1 protein-coding gene is annotated in these 1731 nt (G+C 61.2%); it reads right to left on the bottom strand.

What is annotated here, in order from left to right; translation table 11 throughout:
- On the bottom strand, positions 1 to 1731 hold a 1731-nt coding region (locus TU79_RS24815; protein WP_169793822.1), incomplete at both ends, for a DUF6531 domain-containing protein.

The following is a 1731-nucleotide window of genomic DNA, read 5'->3' on the forward strand; positions in this document are numbered from 1 at the left end:
GGGTAACCAACTGACTGCCATCGTCGCCGTATTCAGTCTTTTCCTGCAGATGGCCGTTGAGGTCATAAACGTAGGCGGTGCGCTGGCCGTCAAAGCCGACTTCCTGCTGGATCAACCCGTTGGGGTGATAGGCAAGCCGGTAAGTCTCGCCGACCTCGTTTTCGATCTCGGTCAGCAATAGCCGCACGTTGTCATAGCGGTACTGGACCTGCGTGCCATCGGCATTGAGTCGCCGACTGATCAAGTGCAGCCCATCGGCATACTCGTAGCGAGTGACGTGGCCCAGTTCATCGCGTTCGGCGGTGATTTTTCCGTAGGCGTTGTAGCTGTATTCGCGACACGCACCGCCCGGCAGTACCAAACGGACCAACCGACCGACGCTGTCCCACTGATACTGGGTCAGCGCGCCATGCTCATCCTCGCGGGCCACCTGTCGCCCGAGGTCGTCATAGCGATAGCGCCTGATCCCGCCATTGGGCAACTGTTCCTCAAGCAGTTGCCCGCGCTCATTCCATACCAGCCGCTGACAACTGTGATCGGGATACCACACCCCAATCAACTGCCCGTGTTTGTTGTAGCTGTAGTCAGTGACATGTCCGTCAGGATCGGTCCTGCGCGTTACGTCGCCTTGTTCATTACGCTCGTACTTCCAAACCGCCTCACCACGCCTTACAACCCGTACGAACCCGTTGTCATGCTCGTAGGACGTCGGCTCATCATCCCCGGGAAACAGCGCCACCAAGCGCCCAGCGTCGTCGTACTGGTACGCCGTCACCGCGCCAAGCGGGTCTTGCTCAACCGTTAGCCGGCCTTTTTCATCGTAGGATTTGAAGTGTTGAGCGCCATCCGGATCAACCCGCTGCACCAGCCGCGCCCGCGGGTCGTGCACATACACTTCCTGGCTACCATCGGCGTTATGCACGGTGACGCGCCCGTCATCACCCCACACATAGCGCGTGTCCATCTGCGTAAAACTGGCCCAATGCCGTACACAGCGCGCCGCCTTGCCAGCTCGATCCCACGCCCAAAAGAAACTCGCGCCACCGGCCAGCCCACGCTCGAGAATCACGTGCTGCTCGTCGTACCGATAAACCTCGCATTCGCCTACGGCATTGGTCGCCGACACCAGCCGGCCCGCGTCGTCGTAGGCGTAGGACACAACCGTCTGTTCAGTCACCCACTCGTAAGGCTCACGGCCTTTGGCGCGATGCACCTGGTAGTCCACCGCCGCAATGCGGCCCTGCGCATAGCGCAACCACAGCGCGCGCCCGACGCCGTTGTCCAGCCGTTCAATGCGCCCCAGCACGTCGCGGGAAATGCGCAGCCGGTTGTCATACGCATCGCTGATCGACACCAGCACGCCATCGCGAAAGTGGTAAAACCGCGACGCCTGGGCCAGCACCAGTTCATCCGGCAAGTCCCCCAAAAAGATCGCCGCTTCGGCCAGGCTGTTGGTGATCGCCGGTCGCGAAACGGTCGGCATGGGAAACGAGGTCGAGCGATTCTCATGGTCGGTCCACACCACCGAATCGCCCGCAACCACCAGCCGCTGCGCCAGGGCATGACTCCAGCCAAACCCCAGCCCAACATCGATTTCCACAGCACTGGTGCGATACACCCGCGTCCACTCAAACGGCAAAATCCCGTCCAGCGTGCCGTCGGTGAGGGTGAGCAATTCCTCGCCGGTGACCATCGACACCGGGCAGCCGTGGGTCACGGTTTTATCGGAAG

The sequence above is a fragment of the Pseudomonas trivialis genome, from assembly GCF_001439805.1.
GTDB lineage: Bacteria > Pseudomonadota > Gammaproteobacteria > Pseudomonadales > Pseudomonadaceae > Aquipseudomonas > Aquipseudomonas trivialis.